The organism is Desulfobacterales bacterium, from assembly GCA_030066985.1.
GTDB lineage: Bacteria > Desulfobacterota > Desulfobacteria > Desulfobacterales > JAHEIW01 > JAHEIW01.
In genome coordinates, this window is the sequence record JASJAN010000007.1 from 51,278 (window position 1) to 71,919 (window position 20,642).

Sequence of the window (20,642 nt, forward strand, 5' to 3'; positions counted from 1 at the left end):
TTTTTGTTGTGTTTGATTTCAAAGAAAGCTGATGTCAGCCTCTGAGCTTAGTTGGCAGATTGCGCGGCCTCAAAATTAACGGAGACAATCTTTGATATGCCTTTTTCTTCCATGGTGATGCCGAATAACGTATCGGCAAATTCCATACTGTGCTTATTATGCGTAATCATAACAATCTGAGATTTTTCTCCGATAACCTTGAGCAAATCATTAAACCGGTAGACATTGGCGTCATCCAACGGGGCATCAATTTCATCCAGGAGACAGAAGGCCGTCGGTTTAATCATAAAGATCGAAAATATAAACGCGATAGCGGCCATAGCCTTTTCACCGCCGGAAAGTAAACTCAAGCGGGTTAGCTTTTTGCCGGGTGGATGGATCATCAACTCGACCCCGGTTTCTAATGGCAAATGGGGTTCTTTCAGGATAAGTTTGGCCAGACCGCCGCCAAATAGCTTGGGAAAGATCTCTTTCAATTTCTCATTGATGAGAGCAAAGGTCTCCAGGAATCGTTTTTGGGTGATATGGTTAATTTTTTTGATGACCTTGTGCAGATCTTCAATGGCGCGCTCGAGGTCATCTCGTTGTTCTTTAAGAAAATCATAACGATCTTTCAGCTGTTCATATTCCCGAATAGCGCCTAAGTTAACATCGATGATTCTATCTATTTTATTTTGAACAGTTGCCAGTTCCGTTTCCATTTGTTCGATGGTTTTTCCCTCGGTCAGGTCAAGCGCATCTGAATTCTGTTTGAAATCAGCTCTAATCGTCGCAAAGGCAGCCCGGTATTTTTCCTCCAGACGGCTGGCCACATTTTCTTTTTTAATTTTGCGCTCGGATTGCTCCAATTCCAACAGCCTGACTTTTTCCAGCACCTGCTCTCGTTCACTTTTGATTTGTGATATTTTCGTGTCACTTTCTTGAAGCTCTTGATCGATAACGCGGTAATGTGCCTCATTGCTCTTCAGCGACTGATCGAGCGATTCCATGTTCTTATACATTCCAGAGAGCTTTTGATCATAGTCGGCGATTTGTTGTTTGGCGTTTTCTTTCTTTTGCTGTTTGGTACCAATTTCCTGAGCAAGCTGTTCAAGCCTGTTCAGGCTGTCATTATGAAACTCGTTTAATCGCCGTGAGCTGTTGTTTGCATTCTCTAATTTGGCATTCAACGCCGTCAGCTGCAATTGCAGATCGACAACCTTTTGCTGATACTGTTCCAAATCAGACGAGACCGTGTCAATGGAAGATGAAATCTGGGAAACCGTCTGCTGGGCCGCCTGTACCTCAGCGGACAAGTCGGCCAGGGCCGAATTATATTTGGTCATTTCAACATCGATATCGTTGGCTTCACCCTGCAACTGCTCTTTTTCCAACCTGACGATTTCAAGATGACGCTCGGCATTTTTGAGTTCTTCCGAAGCCCGCACCAGTTCTTTTTCGGCCTCGATTTCGGTTTTGACGGCGTTATTTTTTTGCTCGCTTAATTGTTGTAGTTGAATTTCAAGCTGCCGTGCCTCCGACTCCAATTGGTTTTGCTCTGAGCGGGCTTTCTCCAATTTTTGGTCGAGTTTGATGGCCTGGCCACTCAGGGTTTTGAGCTCCTGCTTTTTGGCCAGAATGCCGTTTAGTTTATCTTTGCTGCCGCCTACCAGAAAACCCTGCGGCGAGATGACGTCACCGTTTTTGGTGACAATGGTCTTCAGGGTGCCGTTGCGATTGTACATCTGGATGGCTTCAGTCATGTCATCTGTAAAGACAACATGGCCCAGCAGAGCCCTGACAATAGGCTCATAGCCGGGCTTTATAGTAATCTGGTCCAACAGCAGTGAGCCGGAAACGGGTGCATCCGTTTGCAGGCTGTTGACTGTTTTCACGGTGGACAGCGGGATGAATCCGCTGCGGCCGGCTTGTCGGGTCTGCAAATAATCGATGGCCTCCAGGCCCGCATCCTGGTCTTTAACAATAATGTACTGGAGTGCATCACCCAGGACCGCTTCCACAGCGGCTTCAAAGCTCGGTTTGGCTTCGATGATATCCGCCATAAGCCCAACGATCTTTTGGGTAACATTGGAGCCGACGGCGGGTTCATCATCGCCGCGGGGCTTCATGATCGCTTTGACACCGTCGCGGTACCACTCAAAATCATCGGCCATTTTCTTGAGGGTGTTTAAATTTGACTTGACGGTGTTGCGCTCCAGTTCAAGCGTCTGGGTCGTTTTGACCTGTTCGCTCAGAGCGCTGTTTTTTTGCGTCAATTGCTTGCCGGTTGAGGCGATTTGTGCTTCTAGGTCATGGATTTTGTCTTTTATATCTGCCAGCCGTTCGCGGGCGTTTTCTTCCTGCTTGCGAACCCCTTGGATTTGCTTGCGGGCTTGGGTTTCATCTTCATCAACCCGGGCCAGGCGTTTTTGCAAGCTTTCTTTATTATTGATGGTGGTTTGATAGATGTTTTTGTATTGGGCTTCTCGGGCAATAAGGTCCATTAAGCTGGATTTTTGGGCTTCTTCATCTTGATTGAGCGCTTCCAACTTTTCTGCGATGGATTCACTGGCAGATTTTTCGGCATTGATCTGGCTTTTTTTAGCAGTGATTTCTTCATTGACTTGATCTGTTTCTTTTTTGACCTGTTCAATTTCAGCCAGCATTTCCTGATTTTTTTCTTCCAGATCGGCGCGCACTTTTGACAGCTCCTCGGATTCTTCGGCAAGTCTTTTCACTTCGTTGCGTAAGTGAACGCGGTCATTTTCAGTGCGGTCGATATGACGCTGGGTTTCGTACTGATTCGATTTTTGTTCGGATATCTCCTGATTTTTTTGCCAGCGTTTGAGCTTAATTTCTTCAACCGAGGCATCCAGCTTTTTAAGTTCGGTGGTATGGCTGATGTCCAAATCCTGCAGTTCATTAAGTAAGGTGTCGGTTTCCTGGATCTGGCGGGCATAATCCTCAAAATAGTGCAGGGCGAGAAATGTTTCAAAAGCCTTAATTTGGATGCGGTAACTGTTATAAATCTCGGCTTTGCGGGCCTGACGTTTCAGACTCGCCATTAGGCGTTTTATTTCCAGGATAATATCGGTAACGCGCAACAGATTGTTTTTGGTAACATCGATTTTGCGCAGGGCTTCGTTCTTGCGGTTTTTGTAACGGGTAACGCCGGCAGCCTCTTCGATGAAATAGCGAAGTTCTTCCGGGCTGGCATCGGTAATGGCGCCGATTCGGCCCTGCTGTATGATCGCATAAGATTTTGATCCCAGTCCGCTGCCCCAGAAGACATTGTGAATATCTTTTAGGCGGCACGGTTGTTTGTTCAGAAAATAAGCACTCTCCCCGGAGCGATAAATGCGACGGGTCAGGTTGATCTCCGTAAAATCTTTTAGCTCTTCAGGGCTGTCCCCGTTGTCATTTGCCAGGGTCAAGGAGACTTCAGCCATATTTAACGGCGGCTTGCCGTTGGCCCCCGAAAAGATGACATCTTCCATTTTTTTGCCCCGCAGCTGTTTGACGCTTTGCTCTCCCATGACCCATCTGAGCGCGTCAATAATGTTGCTTTTGCCGCAACCGTTGGGGCCGACCACCGCGGAGACGCCCTGCGGAAAAGAGATTCCCGCTTTATCGTAAAAGGATTTGAATCCCGTAATTTCAAGCTTTTTTAATTTCATATATCCAAGATCTCCTCAGATCGTTTCGCCAAATATGCAACTGTTTTCCGCTGTAATGTCTATTTGATCACAGGCGGTCGCCTGTCATTTAAATGCTGCGCCTTTTGCAGATGTTGTCATTGCCCAAAAAAGGTAAAAAAAAGGCCGCAAATTTGCCGGCCAATTTTTTTCAGGCAAATTTTGGCTTACAAAAAGATGGAAAGACGGTTTTGATTTTCACTGCCAAATCATATCAGGATACAAAACGCTTGTAAAGAAAAAACACAAGTTAAGGTATAATTTTAGTGGTTTGGGTACAAGATGTGGTGTGTCAGCATAGGGCAAGGAGCATAGGGCATAGCGTTTTCATTCTACATTTTTTGCGCTTTGCGCTCTGCCCTTTGCATTTATAAAATCTGGCTTAAAAATAATTTGGTGCGCTCGTGGGTGGGGTTTTTGAAAAAGTGCTCAGGGGTGCCGATTTCGACAATCGCACCTTCATCCATAAAGATCACGCTATCGGCCACCTCGCGGGCAAATCCCATTTCATGGGTCACACACACCATGGTCATGCCCTCTTTGGCCAGGGTTTTCATCACATCCAGCACTTCACCGATCATCTCCGGATCCAGGGCCGAGGTCGGTTCGTCAAACAGCATGACTTTGGGGTCCATGGCCAGCGCACGCGCAATGGCCACCCGCTGCTGCTGGCCGCCGGACAAATTGTCCGGAAAAGCGCCGGACTTGTCATGGATCCCGACCTTTTTGAGCAGAAAATCGGCTTTTTCTTTGGCTTCGGCTTTAGAACGCTTGCGGACCACTTTCTGGGCCAAGGCGATATTGTCAAACACCGATTTGTGCGGGAAAAGGTTAAAGGATTGGAATACCATGCCCACTTCGGCCCGCAGCTTGTTGATGTTTGTCTTGGGATCCAGCACGTCGATGCCGTCGATAAAAATGTGGCCGGAGTCGGCCTTTTCCAGGCGATTGAGGCATCTGAGAAGCGTGCTTTTGCCGGAGCCGGACGGCCCGCAGACCACCACCACCTCCCCGGCCTCGATTTTGGTCGACACATCCACCAGCGCTTTGACCTCATGGGGCACATGAAAGGTTTTATTGACATGTTGGACTTCAATCACGAGATGGCCATCCTTCTTTCAAGATGCTGAACAAGCATTGACAGGGTAAATGTTAAGACCAGATACAATACAGCGCAAAGCATAAAGACTTCAAATGGCTGCAGACTGGCTGTCACGGCCTCACGGGAGGCCTTGGTCAATTCGCGAATCGCAATGATTCCCAGCAGCGAAGAATCCTTAATGAGACTGATAAACTGGCCTGCCAGGGGCGGTAGAATTCTACGCAGGGCCTGGGGCATAATGATATAGCGCATGGCCTGGCCATAACTCATGCCCACCGAGCGCGCTGCTTCCATCTGACCGCGATGAATGGATTGGATACCGGCGCGCACAATCTCGGTGACATAGGCCCCCGCAAAACAGGCCAAAGACGCCACCCCGTACCACCAGGCTGGAATATGGCCCACCCCATAGGCCATCAGCAGTTCATTGATGACGGTGCCAAGGATAAAATACCAGATCAGGATCTGCACCAGCAAGGGCGAGCCACGGATGATTTCCACGTAGACCATTGTCGTCCACTTGAGCGCCGGGTTGCCGGAAATACGGGTCAGACCGCCGATGATTCCGATAATGACCCCGAAAATGGTTGCCAGGACACTGATCTTGAGCGTAATCCAGAGACCCACGATCAGAAGACCGGGCTTCCATTGGGTGTAGGATGCCAGCGTATCGCCGATGGAGATAATCTCACCTTCATCGACGTTAACCCCGGCGGCCGGGGCTTCAACTGATATTGACTCCCCCACACCCTTGACCGTAATGATGGCCGTGTCGCCTTCTTTGGTAATAGAGGCCACCTCACCATCGATCTCCGAGGTAATGTCGATCGTATCCTTGTAGGCAAAATAAACGGGAACGCGGTTCCAGCGCCAAACATATTCGATTTTCTGGGTGGCATAGTAAAACAGACCGATAACAACCACGGTAAAAACACAGAAGACGCCCACCCAGATGTAATAGGATTGCGGCCGTGCAGCGCTTCGCTGATTATTTGATGGTTTCATGGTATGTATGTGTGGTTTAATGGGTTATCGATGAAGACCTGCCCGATCGAAACCGAGCGCATCTGAAGCGCTCTATTTTAAGGGCCCACATGTAAAAAGGCCGGCCAGCTCCTCTAAGGAAACGGCCGGCCTTCGCATTCAACCAGCAGTCAGACGGTTCGATTCAGGTGACTTATTCCAGCTCTTTTTTCCAGTCTGATCCGATAATCCACTTCTGATAGAGCCTGTCATAGAAGCCGTCGCCTTTGGTCTGGCGTAAGAAGTTATTCAGCCAGTTGAGAAAATCCGGGTCCCCTTTGTTGATGGCCCAGGCCAGCGGCTCATAGGTAAACGGTTCATCTAAAAAGACCGTCTTGCCCTTGCCCTGGCTGCCGTATAAAAAGCCGCAAAACGGCAGATCATACACGAGGGCGTCGGCCTTGCCGTTGATCACTTCAAGACCGGCTTCGGCTTCGGATTGAAATGATTTATAAGTGGCTTTGGGCATGTATTTTTTAATGGCCTGCTCGCCGGTGGTTCCCAGGCGGGAGGTCAGGATATACTTGGGATCGTTAAGGTCTTTGTAAGACTTGACTTTGCCGGCATGTTTTTTATTCAACAAGATGGACTGGCCGACAACGATGTAGGGATCGGCAAAATTAATCTTCAGATTTCTTTCCTGGGTGATGGTCATGCCGCCCATAATAATATCAAATTTGTCGGTCATCAGGGCCGGGATGATACCGTCCCATTCGGTATTGACCGGCACGAACTTAACGCCCATTTCTTTGGCCATACGGCGGGCAAAATCCATATCGAAACCGATAAAATTACCCTTTTTATCGGTCATTTCAAACGGAACATAGCCGGATTCAAAACCAACGCGAAGTTCACCTCTTTTGAGGATTTTTTCAATCGTCGATTTTTTGGCCAGCTCGATGTCAGCGCTAAACGCCGCTGTACTGAAAATAAACCCGGCGGCGAATAGGGCCACCAAACTATAAACCAATACTTTTTTCATGCCAAACCTCCTCTTTATTGGGTTAAGATTTACTTTCAGGGGCTCACGCGTTGCAGATGATGCCCCATTAAGTAGCTTTGATGTTTGTTTTTGCTTTCGGATGTGTTGGCCTAGTCAACATAGGATGCTGAACTATAAACGATGCTTACTTATCACAATCCATATAAATGGCAAGTCGTTTTTTATAATTGGGTTCTGTTTATCACAGCCCTTCAACCATTAAACGAGATTCAAATCGCCCGTGGCAGTAGTGATCTGAACCGGGTGGGCCAATTCATAAAAAAAGGTTCGTTTTTACAAATAATATTGACACCCTATGATGAGGTTGGATAAAACCGACGGTAACCATTGTCTGAGTGTATCAAATGCTAGGAATCTATTGTTGCGGAGATGTTCATGCCAGAAAAAAAGTCAATTCAGATCAAAGATCTGTTAAAGCATCCCCAGGTGCTCAAAGTCACTGACAATGTCAATGCGGAACTGCTGGAACGAAGACAATATTCGCCGCCGGTCTGCCAGGCCTTAACCAAGAAATTTTCCCGTCTGCAGCAAGCCGATGGATTTCAATTTTCGGTGGATCCAGAAGCACAAAAGCAGCTGCCCGACATTATCGGCAATACGGTTCAGAAAATACAGGGTCTTGACAAGGCTGATACCAAGTTAACCGAGACCTATCAAAAAAGGCGAAACATCGGCATTGTCTTTTCCGGGGGGCCGGCTCCCGGCGGACACAACGTGATTGCCGGGCTGTATGATGCCGTGAAAAAGGCCAACCCAAAATCCAGGGTGTACGGATTTCTAGTCGGTCCGGATGGGATTATCGAAAATGAAGCGCTCGAACTCAACGATGAGCTGGTAGATGCTTACCGCAATCTGGGCGGTTTTACCATGATCAAAACCGGTCGAACCAAAATCGATACGCCTGACAAGATGGCACTGTGCCGGGCTACCTGTAAAAAACTGGATTTGGATGCCCTGGTAATTGTGGGCGGAGATGATTCCAACACCAATGCTGCTTTTTTGGCCCAGGAAATGTTTGCCGACGGGGTGCAGGTTATTGGTGTCCCCAAGACGATCGACGGCGATATCCAGGTCAGAGATGATAACGGCCGCATCCTTTGCGCCATGTCATTCGGATTTCACACCGCCGCGCGTGCATTTGCCAATTCCATCAGTAATTTGTGCACCGACAGCAGCTCCGATGTGAAATACTGGCATATTTGTAAAGTCATGGGCCGGGTGGCCAGCCACCTGGCGCTGGAGGTGGCTTTGCAAACCCATGCCAACATGACGCTCATCGGTGAGGACCTGGCCGATTATGTCGATCAAAGGCGGCTTGAAAAAGCGAGCAAGGAGGGCAGGGTTGATTACCATGCTTACGGGATCACTTTGCGTCATCTCTCAAGGGTCATCTGTGAAGGCATCGTGCGGCGGGCAGCCATTGGCAAAAATTACGGTGTCATCGTGGTACCCGAAGGGGTTTTGGAATTTATCAACGAAATTCAGGTATTCATCATCAAGTTGAATACCATAATTGCTGATCACAACCAAACCCGCGATCAGGATTTTCATGCCGCCTTTCCACTACTGGAAGACAAACTGGAGTATTTGCGACGTCTGGCCCAGCGCTCCAGAGAGGATGCCTCTTTTACGCTCTGGAACACACGCGATGACGACCTGTTTAACGACATTCCGGCTTTTTTTCAGGAAGGGCTCTTGATGGAAAGGGATAGTCACGGTAATTTCCCGTTTTCTCAGGTTGAAACCGAGAAGGTCTTGATGGATCTGGTCACCGATTATCTGAACATTCTAAAAGAAGAAGGCCGTTACCGTCTGGGTATTCACAAAAACCATTACCGCAAAACCTTGAAGCGTGCCGATCTGGACCCAGACATATTTGGTCCCCTGCTATTTGAAAATTACGGACAGGCTGACATTTTGTTGAGAAAATCTGCCATTATGTCTCTCAAAACCCTCAAGCAGACCCTGGCCGATGGCGAAATGCTAAAGGCAAATAAAGCCATTCCGGCGGCAATTGAAAAAATCTTTAAAAAGTCGGTTCCGGCCTTAAAGACGCAAAATCATTTTTACGGATATGACGGCCGGGGTAACGATCCAACGCGTTTTGATTGTATATACACCTATAATCTGGGGCGGACCGTCTTCAGCCTGATTGCCAACGGGGCCACTGGGCAGATGGCCGCCATTCGAAATCTGGAGCAGGATTTTTCTAAATGGGAGCCCATCGGCATACCGATTGCGCCCTTGATGCATCTTGAAGAACGTAAAGGCCGTCTGGCACTGGTATTGGAAAAAAGTATTGTCGACGTCCAGTCTGCCGCGTTTCAAATCGTTAAGGCCAATCGTGAACGTTGGTTGGCGGCGAATACCGCAGGCGACCATTTCAGAAGGCCGGGTCCCATCAGATTTACCGGAAAAAGCGAGGAGGAACGACCCATCACCCTTGAATTAAATGCGATTTGTTGATTGCAATCATGGTGGGCTTAGCGGTAGGATAATAGTTTGATAGATATCGGTAACTTATTTTCGGTCGCCTGCGACGGCAAACCGGCGCTTTTCCATTTGGTTTTTTTGATCCGATGATCTGAGAGGCTCATGAAAACGCAGTTGAGTAAACAAATTAGCATTGCCAAGCATATCATTGATGGAACCATTACGATTGATTCCATCACTGAATTCCACGGCATGCTTCAAATTTTCCCTAATGACCCGGCCTTACACCGGGCATATGCCGATCTTCTGCTTCGCAAGCAACTACCGGATGCGGCCGCTCAAGCTTACCATCAGGCGGCAAATTTATATACCACAGCCGGTCTGCTGCTGCAGGCAATTGTTTGTCAATTCCTAAAATGGCAAGTCAAAAAGCCGTTGGCGGCTGAAACACAAGAACTGTGGCAAACCCTGCAAAATAGCAAATACCACGAAATACCGACGAATGCGTTTTTTGCGAGTTTATCGCAACCAGCACTTTTAGAGCTGATTAAACAAATCGAGATCGTTCGTCTGCCGGCTGGAAGGACGATCAGCAAGATCGGCAACGCGGAAAACGCACTTTATTTTATTGTTGCCGGCGCGATCAAAGCGACAACCTATGAACCGCTAAAAAAAGCCGATGATGATCAGCCCAAATCAAGTGTCATCTTATCCGAAAATGATTTTTTCGGGCACGTTTATCCATTAAAAGAAAAGCGACTGTCTTACTGCCATACGGTGACCACCGGTCGGACAGAGCTTGTCAGAATCATGCAGGAAAATCTGCGACAGGTTTGTCGCAAACACCCCAAGATTGAATTGGCCCTTATCGATTTGTTTAAGGTGCGTTCCGAAAAACAGGATATAGAAGCCTTGCGCGCGGTTCGCAAGGCGGATCGGCATAAACTGCCTATCAAAATGAACCTAAAGATCTGGCCGGGAACAGCCGGACATTATGGACTTATTCTGGATGGTCTCTGCCGGGATATTTCAATCGATGGGATGTGCATTGTGCTGGATGCCAAATATGCCAATGTCTCATCGATCTATAAATCGATCCAAAATGCAAAAATAGAAATGTCCATGCCGTCAGAAGCAATGACCATTAATGTGCTGGGCTCAATTGCCTGGAGTAAGGAAATATTCGATGAGCAGCAGCAACGAACGGTTGCCCTGGGGATCCGGTTTGAGGAGATGTCGCCCCAAATGAGCGGATTGTTGATGGTATTTGCGAATCTGCTGAATGAAAGCGAGTAGCAACTGGCAGCAAGGTTGGATGCCAGCGCCTAATAGACTCAAAAATGAATCGATTGACTGAGATTAGAGACGATACGCGTTTAGGCGTAACCTGGACTTTAAATGAACTAAAGCAGTTGGCTATTCGTAATACTCGCTTTCCAGCTTATGTCTTTGATCTTCGTTAATCATTCCCAATTCCACGAGCAAATCGCCGATACCCGCGTCGCGCAAGTAATCGATTTTGAGTATCTTTGCCGGCTTTTTCTCCTTCAAGCTGAAAAAGGTGTAATGCAGGTGCAGATTCGTTTTCTTAAGAAGGTGAACATCTTTGCCGTGAAATATGAAATGATTGTCCATAATGAAATAGCCGACTGCCGCTAGGATACCAATCAGGATATAGTTCTTAATTCTTGCATTCATCATTATGACCTTATAATATTGAGATACAATATACGTGGGTTTGTGTGATCACCAATTCTTATCATTTTATCAAACCACGCCTGGTTCGTCAATTACCGCCGATTTTTAGGAATATAACTATATGAATAAATTGAAAAAACTTATGAGATATCGTGTCGATATGGCCGATTACATGGTCCTGACCGCCATCTTTTTAGGGGCCTTGTATTGGGCGCTGGAATCCCTTCTCAATGTTTTTTCACCGGACGAAATCAGTTTCTACCAGCAGATCTTCGGGCCCAATATCAGTGAAATCTGGCCGCGGCTCATCGTGTTTTGCCTGTTTTTGATGTTTGGCTCTCACGTTCAATTTACGATCAATGAACGCAAGAAAGCGGCGGAAGCGTTGCGGGAAAGTGAGGAAAAATATCGAACGATTCTCGAAAGTATCGAAGAGGGGTACTATGAGGTCGACTTTGAGGGGTATTTTACGTTTGTAAATGATTCGCTGTGTAAAATACTCAATATACCCAAAATGGATCTGAGGTTTATGACCCTTTGGGAATTTATGGATGATGAGAATGCCGGCCTCATCTATGAAACCTTTTTGGAGTGCCGTCGCAGCGGCAGGCCGGTTAAAGCTTTTGACTGTGAATTCAAGATAGAAGGCGCCACTTTATTCATTGAAGCCTCGGCCGCTTTGTTGCAGGATTCAAAGGGTGCGCCCATCGGATATCGCGGTGTGTTGCGGGACCGGACCGAAAAGAAGAAAATGGAAATGGATTTGCTCGAATCCTACCGCAAAGTGCATGAAGCCCGTAGTGCCACCATCTTGGGTCTTGCCAAACTCGCCGAATATCGTGATGAGGGCACCGGCACCCATCTGGAAAGGATTCGGGAATATTCCAGGATTCTGGCGGTGCAATTGGCTGAAAATTCCAAATTTAAAGACCGCATCGACCAACTGTATATTGACGATATTTATCAGTCCTCCATTTTACACGATATCGGAAAAGTCGGCACACCAGATGCGCTTTTGCTTAAACCCGGGGAACTGACTGAGGAAGAGTTTGATATCATTAAACGCCATACCATCATGGGCGGCAATGCGTTAAAGGCTATCGATTCACAGATCGAGGGGAAATCCTTTCTGGCGATGGGCAAGGAAATTGCCTACAACCACCACGAAAAATGGGATGGTACCGGTTATCCTCGCGGCTTAAAAGGCGAAGCCATTCCATTATCGGCGCGCATCATTGCTGTCGCAGACGTGTATGATGCCCTGACCACCAAACGTTTTTATAAAGAAGCCTATTCACACGACAAAGCCAAAACAATGATTATCCGCTTAAAAGGCAAGCACTTTGATCCGGAGATTGTTGAGGCCTTTATAGTTATCGAAAAAGAATTCAACCGCGTGCGCAAGGAACGGCTGCAAGAGGAAGCGGCTTTTGATCAGGAGAGGGTGCAAGCGGTCGGCCACTAATTCGTTTCCATATGGAAATGGCCCTTTGTTCGATGAGCTGCGTTCTCCGCGAATTTTCCGTCTGCAACGTACTTCATGTACGCCTTGACGGAAATCCTTGTGTCCGCCTCAGGCGGACTCATCAAAATCCGCCTGCGGCGGACCAAATTGGAAACGATTTATCACTCTCCAATAATGCCCTATCATTCTTGGATTGGCGCCTATCCTTAATTTAAATGCAACTGATAGTTATTTCCGCTTTCGTCAAAGTCAGGTAGAAAAATCCCCAATCCTTCCTTTTCATGAAAATTTGCAGTGTGGCGCTAAACTCTAACAATACCTGAAAAAAAATATCCATTAACGTAACATCCGTCATCAAAAAAAAAGTTTTCTCACCCTAATTATCAGCGTCGCAGCGCCAAAACGCAGCAGGCGATGTTCAGATTTGAAAAGCAAATCCCGTCAGTTTGGCCAAATTCAAGAGATCCTTCAAAATCCATTCAAGTATCCTTTCCAAATTGCCGATATATAAGCCAGATTTAGGGTTGATCGATGGGTCGTTGCAGTTGCCGCTGACATCCAATGGCAACCCTTTTCAAGAAGCAAACCCACTCCAGCGAAACATGTGATGTCGAAAACCGAGGAATCAATTTTTTAAATGAAAGACTTTGAAGCCAAACAATTTGGAAGATATCAGTTGCTGCGGAAAATTGCCGCTGGCGGTATGGCCGAGCTGTATCTTGCCAAGGTCACTCGAGATCACGGTTTTGAAAAGCAGGTTGCCATCAAAAAGATTTTGCCGCACCTGTCCGACGAGGGCAATCTGGTCAAGGCCTTTATCGATGAAGCCAAGCTTGCCGCACTGCTGCAACATGAAAACATCATCCAGATATATGATTTTGGCAGCATCGATGGCGAATACTTTATTGCCATGGAATATCTTTTCGGCAAAGACCTGCGCAAGCTGCTCCACAAGGTTAAAAAGAACAAAAGCCCTCTGGACCTGGAAAGCGCCCTTTACATTGTTTCACGCATCTGTGCCGGGCTGGATTATTCGCATAAGCTGAAGGATTTACAGGGTAAGCCCCTGAATATCATCCATCGGGATATCAATCCTCAGAATATCTTTCTCACCTATGAAGGTCAGGTGAAAATCATTGATTTTGGCATCGCCAAAGCCGCCAGTCATAATAGCACTACTCACGAGGGGTTGATTAAAGGCAAAGTGGCGTACATGTCGCCGGAGCAGGCGATGGGTCACACGATCGACCATCGCTCCGATATTTTTTCCACCGGCATTATTTTATACGAGCTGCTGGCCGGGCGTCGGATGTTTGAAGGCGAGACCATGCACATTTACAGCCAAGTGCGAAAAGCCCGATACGAACCATTGAACACACTGCGCCCGGATCTTCCTGCTAAACTTTTGACGGTCGTTGATCGAGCGCTGGCAAAGAATCCCGATGACCGCTATCAGACCTGCGGGCAGATGCTGGCCGACTTGGAAGAATGTATTTTTGAGTTGTCTGTGCGACCCAGCAGCCGGCGTTTTGCCGGATTTATCAAGGACTATTTCAAAGAGGAATTGGCTGTAGAAGAAACGGCCTTGTGGAACAACACTCAGGCGAAAGGGGAGCATCGGTCTCTGGCAAACCATCCCTCATCTATCGATAGCGAAAATACGGGTAGCACCGTTTTTCTTCCGGAAGCCCGGATGGCGGTACCCATTCAGAACACCATATGGCGTTTTGCACCGGCAGCGCTGCTGGTCATTTTGGGTTTTGTGTTCAATCTCAGTTTAACCGAGGTGCCGTTTACGCCCTCAGACCGGTCTGTTGCGGCTTATTCGGTCATGTCAGCGCCCGTAAAGCCAAAAGCGGACATCAACGCAGACCACATCAAATCCGCTCGCCAAGCACTTGAAGATCAACAATTTTCCCGTGCGGTGGCGATATTTGAATCGCTGATAACAACTGATGATTCGGATCTAGATGGATATTCAGCAGACTATTTGTCTGCTTTGGTGGGGATGGCCAATGAGCTGCTTGCCAGCGATCCGGCAGCAGCCAAAAACGCATTGCTTAAAGCGCTGGAGTTGGAGCCCGCCAGCGTTCAGGCATTGTCAAAAATGGGATTTATTTATGTTCGTGAGAACAATTACCCGCAGGCCATCGCAAGCTACCGCAAGGTGGCCGAACTTGAACCGCTGCTTCCGAATTCTTTTTTTAATCTAGGCTACATTTACGCGATCACTGAAGATTACCTGCAGGCCAAAGAGATGTACTCGCGGGTTGTGGATCTGGAACCGGATTTCCTTGATGAAGCTTTGTTTAATTTGGCCTATATGCAGAATCAGTTGGGTGAGCAAAGACAGTGTGTCAAAAACCTCAAACGGGCTCTGGACATCAATCCGGCAAATACATCCGCCGCCGAATTGCTAGCGCAAATAATGGAAGACAAGGAGTAACGCTCATGACCGCAATATTTAAACATAGCCTCACCAAAATGACCATCTGCGGGATGATCATGATGATGCTGGTTGGCTGTGCCACTGTCAAAGAAATGAATCTAGGCCAAAAATACGAAAATTCCAAAAGCTGGGTAAAAGAGAAATGGCACTCAATGGAGGACAAGCTTTCATCATCCGATGATGACGAAACAGCGCTGCAGCCATATTCTAAAAATTCCAATTACCTGGTTTACCGCACCAAGTGGTCTTACGAGACGCTACCCGGTATCGCGGCATGGTTTACCGGTGATTCTGAAAATTGGAAAACTTTGGCTGCCGCCAATCCGAAGCTGAAGCCAAAACATATCCCTGCCCATCAGCCGGTTTTGATACCTGCCAAACTGGTTAAAAAGAAGACACGACCCACCGAGGCATTTGCCGCCAAGTACCGAGTTTATTATTTTGTACACCAGGTGCGATGGAGTGGCGAATCGTTAAGTTTGATTGCCAAATGGTACACGGGCCACTATGGGAACTGGAAAAAGTTGGCGCAAGCGAATCCGGGCCTGAATCCCAATCGTATTGTGCTGGGTAACCGGATCTACATTCCACCGGAATTGATGAAAACCAAAAAACCACTGCCCCGCAAAGTGGTCGCCAAAACGTTGCCAGGGTACTTTGCTCATACGGTCACCCAGACAGACGAAAAATTATCGGAAATTGCTGAATGGTACACCGGTGATGCCGGCAACCACAAAGCTATTGCCGATGTCAATCCGGATGTTAATCCTGAGCTTCTGCTGATCGGAAATGAAATCTACATCCCTTCGGGTCTGCTGCTGACCGATAAACCGCTGGATCATAAATCCATGCACAAGACAGCCAAAACCGAAGACGCCACCCCAAGGGCCAAACCCAAAAAAATCCAGCTTTTTGGGCCTAAGCAGCTTCAGGAACATTAACGACGCAAACATCGGCCGCCGGTTAAATTCCAATCACCGCTCCTGTTCTGCAGGGCCGGTGATTGGGTTGGCTTTGGGGAACACCGTCAATATCCTACCTGTATCACCGTTCCAATTGCATTGAATGACCATTCATTTTTTTATTTTGCTATTGCTTTCATCATCAAAAATGACTATAGTTTATTCTTTACACCACATATTTTAAATATATATAGATAGTTATATACAGTCGATCCGGTATGCCGCCACCAGATGAAGGTTTTCATTGACACGAGCGCTTAGCGCATATGAATGAATACTCATTCATTTTGGTGGTATCAATTTGACGAGGAGGATATTATGCCGAGAAAGATCAGATCCGCTGCTGTGATTGGTTCCGGAATTATGGGGGGGGGTATCGCCGCCCTGCTGGCAGGGGCGGGAATCAAAACACTATTGCTGGATATTGTACCCCCGGGCCTCAAAAAGGAAGAAAAAAAGGATCCGGGCGCGCGTAATCGGATGGTTAAGGCCGGTCTGGACACGGCTCTGGCAGCCCAGCCGGCGTTGTTCATGTTACCCACTGATGCAAAGCGTATATCCATTGGCAACCTGACCGATGATTTCGAGAAAATTGCCGATTGCGACTGGATCGTAGAAGTGGTGATCGAAAACCTGAAGATTAAGCAAGATCTGTTTAAACGCATCCAGCCTGTTCGCAAAAAAGACAGCATCATTTCCTCCAATACTTCCGGTATCCCCTTAAAAGCCATGTCTAAAGGCCGCAGCAAGGGCTTTAAGCAGCATTTTTTGGGGACCCATTTCTTTAATCCGGTGCGATACATGAAATTGCTGGAGATTATACCCGGTGAAGAAACCCTACCGGAAGTTTTGCAGTTCATGGCCGATTTTGGTGAGCGGATTCTGGGTAAGGGCATTGTTTGGGCCAAGGACACCCCCAATTTTGTCGGCAATCGCATTGGTGTGCATGGAATTGTCAAGGCCATGCAACTGATGCTGGAAGAGGGTGTTTCCATTGTAGAGGTGGATGCCCTTTTCGGGCCGGCCATGGGCAGACCGAAGACCGGGATGTTTAAAACCGCCGATATCGTCGGTCTGGATACCATGGCGCATGTGGCGCAAAATACATATGCGCTAATCGCCCATGATGAGGACCGGGAAAGTTTTGTTTTGCCCCAATTTGTAAACACCATGATTGAAAAAAAACTGCTGGGCAAAAAAAGCCAAAGCGGTTTTTATAAAACCGAATTGACACCGGAATGGCAGAAAATCCGCAAAGTCGTTGATCCGGAGACCCTTGACTATGCCGAGGCTCAGCCGGTGGATTTTCCCTGTCTGGCCAAAGCCCAAAAAGCCAAAACCCTGCCTGAAAAGATACGCGCTGTGGTTTATGGAAAAGACAAGGGAGCCCGGTTTGCCTGGAAGGCGGTGGCCAGCAATCTGATCTATGCAGCCAACAGGATCCCTGAAATTTCAGATACGATTGTGGATATCGACAATGCGATGCGCTGGGGCTTTAATCTGGAAATGGGGCCGTTTGAAACTTGGGATGCCCTTAATCTCAAGAAATCGGTTGCGCGCATGCAAAAAGACGGTTTGAAAATACCATCACATATCCTAAATATGCTCAAAGCCGGACATACCGCTTTTTACAAAAATGAAGACGGCAATGTGTTTTTCTACGATTTTAAATCCAAAAGCTATAAACAGAAAGTGCTCAGCCCCAATATTATTTCGCTGCAATCCTTAAAGGCCCGGAAAAAGGTCGTTCAAACCTCCGAATCCGCCTCCCTGATCGATCTGGGCGACGGGGTCTTTTGCCTTGAGTTTCACTCGAAAATGAATTCGTTGAATCAGCAAATCGTAGAAGCGCTTCATTCTGCCAGGGAATATGTTGATCAGCACGGCGTTGGGCTTGTGATCGGAAACCAGGCGGGTGGTCTGCCGGGTGCATTTTCGGCCGGTGCCAATTTGGCCGATATGGCTGCAGCGGTCAAAGATAAACGCTATGACGACATCGATGCGCTGATCAAAAACTTGCAGTATGGGCTGCAAGATTTGCGCTACGCGCCCATTCCTGTTGTGGCGGCACCCTACGGTTTAACGCTGGGAGGCGGCTGTGAGGTTTGCCTGGCGGCGGATAAGATTGTGGCGCATGCTGAGTTGTACATGGGACAGGTGGAAATTGGCGTCGGGCTGATACCAGCCGGCGGCGGTTGTCTGAACCTGATGAAAAAATATTTAAGTGCACTGCCCGAGGCGGTGACCGATTTTGACTTGGCCAAATTTTTTCTGCCGGTCTTTATGGCCATTGCCATGGCGAAAGTGTCAACCTCGGCTACCGATGCCCGAGCCAATGGCTTTTTAGGCCCTTGCGACCGGATTGTTTTTAATCGCGATTATTTGATTGGTGAAGCCAAAAAAGAAGTCTTAAAGATGGTCGCCGACGGTTATGCGCCGCCGATCCAGCGCAAAATAAAGGTGCTGGGTCAAGCCGCCCAGGGCATGGTCGCTGCAGAAGTATCCAATATGTTAAATGGTAAGTTTATCACCGACTATGATGCCCTGCTGGCCAAAAAGATCGCCTTTGTTATCAGCGGTGGCGATGTGCGCGACAACGCCCAGGTTGAGGAAGATGTGATCTTAACGCTGGAGCGCCAGGTTTTTATCGAGCTTTTGAAAGAAGAAAAGACGCTGGCGAGAATTGATCATATGCTGACCACAGGCAAACCCTTAAGGAACTAAATGGAAATGGCTAATTTTCCGATGGGCAGCGTTCTCCGCGGGTTTACGCCTTCAACGTACTCTAAGTACGCCTCAGGCATAAACCCTTGTGCGGCCTTGCACATCAAAAAATTATCACATTTCCAACTAAAATAAATAGCGTAAACACTTCGATTAAAAATGGACACAGTCGATATGCGGTCGGTAAAGTTTTTAATTTTAAAAAATTGACTGTTTTGCGAACTTAGCAAAGGAGACAGATCATGAGAGATGCCTATATTGTGACGTCGATACGGACACCGGGATGTAAAAGAAAAAAAGGAGCGTTTAAAGACACCCGGCCGGAGGATTTGCTGTCCTTTGTTCTGGAAGCGGTTGTCGACAAAACCAAGGGGCTTGAGAAAAAGGATGTCGAAGACATTATGATCGGTTGCTCGTTTCCCGAAGCCGAACAGGGACTTAACATAGGACGGATTGTATCACAGATTGCCGGGTTTCCGGTGGATGTCTCCGGCGCCACGGTCAATCGCTTCTGCGCCTCGGGTCTGGAAGCCATTGCTCAATCTGCCTTGCGGGTGATGTCCGGCTGGTCGGATATTGTTATCGGCGGCGGTGTGGAGTCCATGACCTACGTCCCCATGGGCGGCAATCTGCCGCGCCCGCATCCGGAATACACTCGAAAAATGGCGGATCTATTTGCCTCCATGGGCATCACCGCTGAAAATGTGGCCCATCGCTACGATGTTTCGCGCGAAGCCCAGGATGAGTTTGCCTATCATTCCCAGCGTAAAGCCGCTGAAGCCAAAAAGAAAAAGTTATTTAAGGAGCTGGTGCCCACCCCGGCCACCCGCTACGTTGCGCAAAAAGATGGGACCTATCAAAAAGAAACTTTCATGCAGGAATTTGATGACGGTATCCGGGAGGATACCACCCTGGAAGGGCTGGCGAGTCTGCATCCGGTATTTGCCGCCGGCGGATCGGTTACCGCCGGTAACGCTTCCCAGATGACCGACGGGGCTGCGGCCAGCGTGATCATGAGTGAAGACAAAGTCAAAGCGCTGGGGCTAAAACCGATCGCCAAATTTAAGGGGTATACCACTGTGGGCTGCAAACCGGATGAAATGGGGATCGGCCCCGCGCTGGCCATCCCCAAGCTGATGAAACAGGTCGAGATGGACTTAAAAGATGTCGGGCTGTTTGAGATTAACGAGGCCTTTGCCGCCCAGGCCCTTTACTGTATCAACACGCTCGGCATCGATCAGCAAAAAGTTAACATCCACGGCGGCGCCATTGCCCTGGGGCATCCGCTGGGATGCACCGGTGCCAAGTTGTGCGCCACACTGCTCAGCAACATGCAGCAGCACGGTGTGAAATATGGCGTGGAATCCATGTGTGTTGGTGGTGGCATGGGCGCCGCAGCCTTATTGGAGCTGTGTGAGTAAATGTTGTAAGCGATTATACAGACGAACAAGGCTGAACCTTTGGGCAGCCTTTATTTATAATCGTGTATAAATTAGATGTGGCTATGTGGCCCTGTCAGATTTAACCTGCAACAAGATCTCCGGGTCTGTCCATGTGATGCTTTCTAACTCAATGGTTTCTATACGGCGGTCAACCAATTGTACGGATGAACATGCCGGCTTCAAATCTGCAAGGTTACGTGACAGAAAGTCTTTAAACTTTTCGGTAGGAATTAGGGCGCCATTTGCCAAAAATAGGGGCCCCAACTCTTTTAAGATCAAGTTGAACAGCTTGATTTTGACCCGGGCCACTCCTTTGTCAGTCGGCGCGGGACCACCGCTGTAGGAAATGGAATGTCGCATCGCTGCCAGACTCCCACCACTGCGTAACACAGCGCCGACCAAACCCGGCATGGCGCCGGAAAGGGCCAGTGTTGCGCTATTCTGGATATAAGCTTTTTTAACATCGTCTACCGGCATTCCGTCTAAAAATAGCGTTTGAATCCGGTTTTGAAGATAGTCTTCCCCAATGCCCATCTGTTTGCAGAGGAAATCTTTAATGCTGCAGCCTGCTTGCGCTGTGACGACAAAACCTTGCTGCAACAAGGAATTAAACCGGGGCAGCAATTCACTTCTGATTTCAATAGTTAGTTTTGTCATTGGTCAATTT

Annotated in this window: 13 protein-coding genes; 7 read left to right on the forward strand and 6 right to left on the reverse strand. The window is 47.9% G+C overall.

The window, feature by feature from the left end:
* Positions 1-47 precede the first annotated feature (47 nt).
* From smc to QNJ26_05500, 4 genes are all read right to left on the reverse strand, one after another.
* Positions 48-3,656, reverse strand: a complete 3,609-nt coding sequence (gene smc / locus QNJ26_05485; GenBank protein ID MDJ0984977.1) for a chromosome segregation protein SMC — start codon at positions 3,654-3,656, stop codon at positions 48-50.
* 386 nt (positions 3,657-4,042) lie between these two features.
* Entirely contained in the window at positions 4,043-4,774 is a 732-nt protein-coding gene (locus QNJ26_05490; protein MDJ0984978.1) for an amino acid ABC transporter ATP-binding protein, read from the reverse strand.
* A complete protein-coding gene (locus QNJ26_05495; protein MDJ0984979.1) occupies positions 4,771-5,781 on the reverse strand; it encodes an amino acid ABC transporter permease in 1,011 nt (336 codons plus the stop codon). The genes QNJ26_05490 and QNJ26_05495 overlap by 4 nt, the downstream gene beginning before the upstream one ends.
* 172 nt (positions 5,782-5,953) lie before the next feature.
* Positions 5,954-6,781 (reverse strand): transporter substrate-binding domain-containing protein, encoded by an 828-nt coding sequence (locus QNJ26_05500; protein MDJ0984980.1) that lies wholly within the window; start codon positions 6,779-6,781, stop codon positions 5,954-5,956.
* A 396-nt stretch (positions 6,782-7,177) separates the two neighbouring features.
* On the opposite strand from QNJ26_05500, the gene QNJ26_05505 reads away from it, so the two are divergent.
* Complete coding sequence (locus QNJ26_05505) at positions 7,178-9,268, forward strand: 6-phosphofructokinase (GenBank protein MDJ0984981.1); 2,091 nt, start codon at positions 7,178-7,180, stop codon at positions 9,266-9,268.
* A gap of 129 nt (positions 9,269-9,397) precedes the next feature.
* Positions 9,398-10,531 (forward strand): cyclic nucleotide-binding domain-containing protein, encoded by a 1,134-nt coding sequence (locus QNJ26_05510; protein MDJ0984982.1) that lies wholly within the window; start codon positions 9,398-9,400, stop codon positions 10,529-10,531.
* Between the two features lie 120 nt (positions 10,532-10,651).
* Here QNJ26_05510 and QNJ26_05515 read toward each other — a convergent pair whose 3' ends face one another.
* Complete coding sequence (locus tag QNJ26_05515) at positions 10,652-10,936, reverse strand: hypothetical protein (GenBank protein ID MDJ0984983.1); 285 nt, start codon at positions 10,934-10,936, stop codon at positions 10,652-10,654.
* Between the two features lie 118 nt (positions 10,937-11,054).
* Here QNJ26_05515 and QNJ26_05520 point away from each other — a divergent pair, with 118 nt between their 5' ends.
* From QNJ26_05520 to QNJ26_05540, 5 genes are all read left to right on the forward strand, one after another.
* On the forward strand, positions 11,055-12,398 hold the full coding sequence (locus QNJ26_05520; protein MDJ0984984.1) for an HD domain-containing phosphohydrolase: 1,344 nt from the start codon (positions 11,055-11,057) through the stop codon (positions 12,396-12,398).
* 637 nt (positions 12,399-13,035) lie between these two features.
* Positions 13,036-14,844, forward strand: a complete 1,809-nt coding sequence (locus QNJ26_05525; protein MDJ0984985.1) for a protein kinase — start codon at positions 13,036-13,038, stop codon at positions 14,842-14,844.
* 5 nt (positions 14,845-14,849) lie between these two features.
* Entirely contained in the window at positions 14,850-15,788 is a 939-nt protein-coding gene (locus QNJ26_05530) for a LysM peptidoglycan-binding domain-containing protein (protein MDJ0984986.1), read from the forward strand.
* A 339-nt stretch (positions 15,789-16,127) separates the two neighbouring features.
* Positions 16,128-18,533 carry a 3-hydroxyacyl-CoA dehydrogenase NAD-binding domain-containing protein gene (locus QNJ26_05535; protein ID MDJ0984987.1) on the forward strand — a complete coding sequence of 802 codons (2,406 nt, stop codon included), beginning with the start codon at positions 16,128-16,130 and terminating at the stop codon, positions 18,531-18,533.
* Positions 18,534-18,775: 242 nt separating this feature from the next.
* Positions 18,776-19,954: a thiolase family protein gene (locus QNJ26_05540; GenBank protein ID MDJ0984988.1), complete on the forward strand. Its 1,179-nt coding sequence runs from the start codon at positions 18,776-18,778 to the stop codon at positions 19,952-19,954.
* Between the two features lie 81 nt (positions 19,955-20,035).
* Here QNJ26_05540 and QNJ26_05545 read toward each other — a convergent pair whose 3' ends face one another.
* Positions 20,036-20,632 carry a hypothetical protein gene (locus tag QNJ26_05545; protein ID MDJ0984989.1) on the reverse strand — a complete coding sequence of 199 codons (597 nt, stop codon included), beginning with the start codon at positions 20,630-20,632 and terminating at the stop codon, positions 20,036-20,038.
* Between the last annotated feature and the right edge of the window lie 10 nt (positions 20,633-20,642).